Raw genomic sequence first — 5,037 nt, 5'->3', positions numbered from 1 at the left:
CCCCGCTTTCGCTAATCGCTGACGTCGCCGAACAGAGCGAAGCGCCGAAGCTGCCAATCTCCCCCCTTGAGGGGGAGATGTCCGGCAGGACAGAGGGGGGCGACACAGAATGATGCGGGAAACAAGCTTCCCCCGCGCCGCCTCGCCATTCCTGGGTTTTGCCAGGCTCTTGCGCCGCTACGGCTTTGCCATAGCCCCCGAGCAAGTCTCCGGCTTCATGCAGGCGGTGACGTTGCTCGGTCCACGCTCGATGGCCGACATCCGCGAGGCGGCCCTCGCCACCCTGGCGCCGCCGCCCGACCGCCGCGACGAATTCGAAGCGCATTTCCAGAGCCATTTCTATGGCAACAGGTCCGCCGTGGTCGAAGGCGACGCCGACGAGGAAACCCGCATCAAGGATGATGGCGGTGCGAGCCAGGAAGAGATCGAGGTCATCAGCCATCAGGAAGGTGGCGAACTCTCTTCCGGCGCCGAACAACTGAGTACCCGCGATTTCAAGCGCGACGACGACAACCTTGCCGCTTTCCGCCGCAGGCTCGCTTCAGCCTTGCCCGCCCGCCGCTCGTTCCGCACCGTGCGCACGCATTCGCGCGGCAAGCTCGATCTGCGCCGGTCGCTGCGGGAAATCGTCAGCGCCGATGGCGACGTGCCCTCGCCGCTGCTGCGCCGCCGCCAGACCGTGCCGCGCAAGCTGCTGCTGCTGATCGACGTTTCCGGCTCGATGAAGCTGCACACCGCAGACTATCTCAAGCTGGCGCATGCCGCCGTGCAAGGCGCGGACCGTGCCGAGATTTTCACCTTCGGCACGCGGCTGACCCGCATCACCACGGCATTGCGCATCCGCGACGGCGACCAGGCATTGGCCCGCGCCGCTGTCCAGGTCGACGATTGGGACGGCGGCACCCGCATGGGGCCGACGCTGCTCGCCTTCCTCTCGGTGCCGCGCTTTTCAGCCTTTGCACGCGGTGCCGCTATCGTCATCCTATCCGACGCGCTGGAACGCGGCGATCATGCCGAGTTGGAGACAGCCATGCGGCGGCTGAGCGCCCGCGCCTTCCGGCTGTCGCTGGCCACACCTTTGGCCGGCGACCCGCGCTTCCGGCCGGCAACGGCGGCACTTCGCGCCATCCTGCCTGACCTCGACGATCTCGTCGACGGCTCGTCGCTTGCCGGTCTCACCGATTTCATCCTGTCGCTCGCCCGCCCTGCTCCGGCGGCGGCGACAATCTGGAAGAGGGTTTCATGATGCAGAAAACCATCGACGCACATTTTCACATCTGGCGCCAACAGGATCAGCCATGGCTGGTCGGACCGATGGTGCCGCGCATCTTCGGCCCCTACGAACCGATCCGGCGCGACTATCCGATCGAGGAATTTCTCGAAGACCAGAGGGATTCAGGCGTCGAGAAGGCCGTCTACGTCCAGACCAACTGGGCCAAGGAGGATTTCGAGAAGGAAGTCGCTTTCCTGCAGAAGACGTCCGACGAAACCGGCTGGCCGCATGCCATCGTCGGCTACACCGACATGACCGTCGACGATATCAGGCCTCAGATCGATCGCTTGATGAAATACAAGCTGCTGCGCGGCCTGCGCATGCAGTTGCACTGGCACGAGACCCCGGCCTTCCGCTTCGCCGCCTCCGCCGATCAGGTGATCGACCCGAAAGTGCGCGCCAATGTGGCGCGGCTCAAGGATTATGGCCTGTCCTTCGACCTGCAGCTCTTCCCCGCCCAGATGAAGGACGGCCTGACGCTGGTCGGCGAGAACCCCGAAACGAATTTCATCCTCACCCATGCAGGCATGCTGACCGGCATGGAACCGGAAACCACCGAGGCCTGGAAGGCAGGCCTGCAAACGCTGTCGGCGGCGCCCAATCTTTACGCCAAGCTGTCGGGCCTCGGCACCTTCGTCCACCGCAACGATCCCCTGCTGATCGCCTATGTCGTAGACAACGCGATCGATATCCTGGGCGCCGACCATCTGATGTTCGGCTCGAACTTCCCGATCGAGAAGCTGTGGACCAGCCACGCTGAGCTGATCAAGGCGCACCGCGACGCGGTGGCCAAGCATGGTGCGGTGGCCGAGGCGGATATCTTCTGGAACACGGCGGAGAAGGTTTACCGGCCGGTGTGACGCCTCACTTCACCTCGAACTGCGGATCGACTGGAATCTGCATCGCCGTCACCAGATGGTTGGTCTGGCCGGCGAGCCCGATGATCGACACCAGTTCGCCATGCTGCGCATCGGTCATGCCCTTGGCGCGGGCTGCCGCCGTGTGCGAGTGGACGCAGTAGGAGCAGCCATTGGCGGTCGACACCGCGATGTAGATCATCTCCTTGGTCAGCGGATCGATGGCGCTGTCGGCGACCATCACCACCTTCAACTGTTCCCAGATCCGCTTCAGCGCCGGAGGATCATTGGCCAGCCCGCGCCAGAAATTGTTGACGAAATCAGATTTGCGCGTCGCGCGGATGTCTTCGAACACGGCTTTCACGGCGGGAATCTTTTCGACCTCGGCATCGCTGAGGAGTTTTGTGGTGGCCATGGGGTTTTTCCTTCGTTGGATCGTTGCGTGAATTGAATCAGGTCTTGAGCAATTGCGGCCAATCCACTCGTCCGATTCACTTTTCCAGCGCCGGCGTCTAGATTCAGGTCAGGCCGAGTCGAAAATGGTGGGTTCCGAGAACCGGAGCGGAGCGTACTTTTCGTACGTGAGAACCGGAAGCGCAGGAAACCGCCATTTGCAGGCCGGCCTCACCTGAATCTAATGCACGGCCGCGTACATGATCTTCTCCTCCGTGGCCTCCGCCGGCGAAAACTCCTCGACGATGCGGCCCTGGCGGCAGACCAGGATGCGGTCGGACAGGTTCATGATCTCCGGCAGGTAGGACGAGATGACGACGACGGCCAGCCCCTCATCGGCCAGCCGGTTGATGATCTGGTGGATCTCGGCGATCGCGCCGACATCGACGCCACGTGTCGGCTCGTCGAAGATGACGATGCGCGGCTTCTGCACCAGCCCCTTGCCGATCACCACCTTCTGCTGGTTGCCGCCTGACAGCTCGACGACGCGCGCATTGTCGTTGATTGCCTTGATGTTCAGCGTCTTCGTCCATTCGGCCGAGAGCGCGCGCATCTCCTGCGTGTTGATCACCCAGGCCTTTTCGCGGCCCGCCGCCAGCAGTCCGCCGAACAGGTTTTCGGCAATGCCCATCGTCTCGAAGATGCCTTCGCTCTTGCGGTCCTCGGTGACATAGACGATGCCGTCGGCCACCGCTTCGCTCGGCACGAGATAGCGCACCGGTCTGTCATCGAGTTCAATCGCGCCCCCGCGCAGGAAATCCCGTTTGTAGATGCCTGAGACGATCTTGAATGTCTCGGTGCGGCCGGAGCCGATCAGCCCAAACACGCCGGTGATCTGGCCCTCGAAGATCGAAAAAGAGGTGTTGCGCACGACATTGCTCATCGAAATGTCCTGCACCGACAGCACTTTCTTGCCCGCCTTGCGCAGCTTCGCTTCGTCGCGCTGGCGGTAGATCTGTCCCGATAGCGTGCGCCCGACCATGGCGGAAACGATCCTGTCGCGGTCGAAGGCGGATGTGTCGTCGGTAATGACCAGCTCGCCGTCGCGCAGGATGGTGATGCGGTCGGCGATATCGAGCGCCTCTTCCAGCGCATGGCTGATGAAGACGATCGAGACGCCGCCCGCCTTCAGCCGGCGGATCAGCGCGAAGAAGTGCCGCTTCTCCTCCGGCGTCAGCGTCGCCGTCGGCTCGTCGAAGATGATGATCTCGGCATTGTGGTGGACGGCGCGCGCGATCTCGACCATCTGCCGCTTGGCGGCGCCCAACGTTGCCACCATGGCGTTGGGGTCGACCGGAAAATTCAGCGACTGCAGGAACTGCTGCGCTGAAATGTAGGTGCCGCGCAGCCGGTTGAGGAACTTTTCGGTGCCGAGATAAAGGTTCTGCGCCACCGTCATCGACGGCACCAGGCTGGTCTCCTGGAACACCATGGCGATGCCGGCTTCAAGCGCTGCGTGCGGCGAGGCGTAGGCGATCTCTTGCCCATTGTGGAACATCTTGCCCGAAGTGGCATCGACCACACCGGCGATGATCTTGGTCAGCGTCGATTTGCCCGCGCCGTTCTCGCCGAGCAGCGCATGGATCTCGCCCTTGCGCAATTCGAAGCTGACGTTCTTCACCGCAGGCACGCCACGATAATTCTTGGTGACGTTTTCCAGCCGAACGATCGGTTCCATCAAAAACCTCCCGCATCGATCGCCAGCACGCAGTCGCCGCCTCTGGAGGCGACAAACAGCCGGCCATCCTTTTCCGCAACGCTGCAGATGCCATGACGCGTTCCATTGGCGCGGCTGTGCAGGCTGAACAGCGGCTGCATCTTCTGGTCGAGCCTGACCACCAGCCCATAGGAGCGGCTCGGCGACCACGGCTTGTGGATGCCCATGGTGCGGATGCCGCCGCATTGCAGCGGCTCGAGGAAGCTGCGGCTGGACGCCAGTGCCGGCGCGATCCAGTAGGCCGGCGGCACTTGGCTCAGCATGTCCTGCCGGTAATGCGTTTCCTGCAGCACGAATTCGATCAGCCGGTTGCGCGGCGCAAACAAGGTCAGCCAGGCCCCACCATCGGCGGACGGCGACAGCCGCGCGGGATATCCCGGCAGATGTGCAAGCACCGTCGAGCGGTTGCCGGTAGCGCCATCGAAGCGAACAAGCTGGTGACGCCAGCTTTCGCTAACCAGCAGATCCTCGCCGACAGGATGCAGCCCGTAGGGAAAGGCAATGTCGCCGGCGAGTTTGCGGAAATCACCGCCTGCGGCGCCTCGCTTCCAGAGCGAACCGGACACGCCCTTCTTCATCAGATCGGCGGCCCATTGCGATGGCGCATGCTCGGTCGAGCCGTTGGCCAGCCACAGCGTGCCGTCATCCGCATAGGCTAGTGCGGTGATGCAGCTGATCCCGGCCGGCAGTGAAACGTCGCTGCCGCCAATCAGCAACTTGCCGCTTTCCAGCCCGAC

At 63.2% G+C, this 5,037-nt stretch carries 5 protein-coding genes; 2 read left to right on the top strand and 3 right to left on the bottom strand.

From position 1 onward, the window contains the following. The first annotated feature begins 109 nt into the window (after positions 1-109). Both EN969_RS16210 and EN969_RS16205 read left to right on the top strand, forming a co-directional pair. The gene (locus tag EN969_RS16210; RefSeq protein WP_063168527.1) at positions 110-1,246 is read left to right on the top strand and encodes a VWA domain-containing protein; all 1,137 of its coding nucleotides are present in this window, start codon (positions 110-112) and stop codon (positions 1,244-1,246) included. Further along, positions 1,246-2,133: an amidohydrolase gene (locus EN969_RS16205; protein ID WP_063170273.1), complete on the top strand. Its 888-nt coding sequence runs from the start codon at positions 1,246-1,248 to the stop codon at positions 2,131-2,133. The genes EN969_RS16210 and EN969_RS16205 overlap by 1 nt, the downstream gene beginning before the upstream one ends. Before the next feature lie 4 nt (positions 2,134-2,137). Here the strand turns inward: EN969_RS16205 and EN969_RS16200 are convergent, their stop codons facing one another. From EN969_RS16200 to EN969_RS16190, 3 genes are all read right to left on the bottom strand, one after another. Continuing rightward, the gene (locus EN969_RS16200; protein ID WP_063168528.1) at positions 2,138-2,545 is read right to left on the bottom strand and encodes a carboxymuconolactone decarboxylase family protein; all 408 of its coding nucleotides are present in this window, start codon (positions 2,543-2,545) and stop codon (positions 2,138-2,140) included. Positions 2,546-2,764: 219 nt separating this feature from the next. Beyond that, on the bottom strand, positions 2,765-4,261 hold the full coding sequence (locus EN969_RS16195) for a sugar ABC transporter ATP-binding protein (protein ID WP_063168529.1): 1,497 nt from the start codon (positions 4,259-4,261) through the stop codon (positions 2,765-2,767). Beyond that, positions 4,261-5,037 (bottom strand): hypothetical protein (locus EN969_RS16190; RefSeq protein ID WP_127419241.1); only part of this gene is annotated, 777 nt, incomplete at its 5' end. The genes EN969_RS16195 and EN969_RS16190, both read right to left, overlap by 1 nt.

It is taken from the genome of Mesorhizobium sp. M7A.F.Ca.CA.003.01.2.1 (assembly GCF_003998945.1).
In the GTDB taxonomy this organism is placed as follows: Bacteria; Pseudomonadota; Alphaproteobacteria; order Rhizobiales; family Rhizobiaceae; genus Mesorhizobium; species Mesorhizobium ciceri.
Note: the sequence above shows the minus strand (reverse complement) of the source record. Positions and strands in the feature narration are given on the sequence as shown.